1 pseudogene is annotated in these 245 nt (G+C 51.4%); it reads left to right on the forward strand.

The features are described 5' to 3' along the window. Positions 1-245: pseudogene (locus HMPREF2554_RS04110) on the forward strand (hypothetical protein); the annotation flags it as partial.

A 245-nucleotide genomic window follows, 5' to 3' on the forward strand; every position in this document is an offset into this window, starting at 1 on the left:
TGCACGGTCGAGAAAGCCTGGGCAGAATACCGTGCTGGCGGTGATCTCTCAGGCAATACCGACTATACCCGGGTAGGGTGGGTTGAGACTCGGGAGTGTGGAAAATTAGCGCTTTCAGATTCCCCGAATAAGGATCAATCAATGGATGATTATATGGCCTCCATTGAACCGGGAGGGTATTACAAGGTGTACTTGAAGAATGTGCAGCTTGGTTCTCCGGGGCTGACATCGGTGACTCGGTTAGA

Source organism: Rothia sp. HMSC071F11, from assembly GCF_001809115.1.
In the GTDB taxonomy this organism is placed as follows: Bacteria; Actinomycetota; Actinomycetes; order Actinomycetales; family Micrococcaceae; genus Rothia; species Rothia dentocariosa.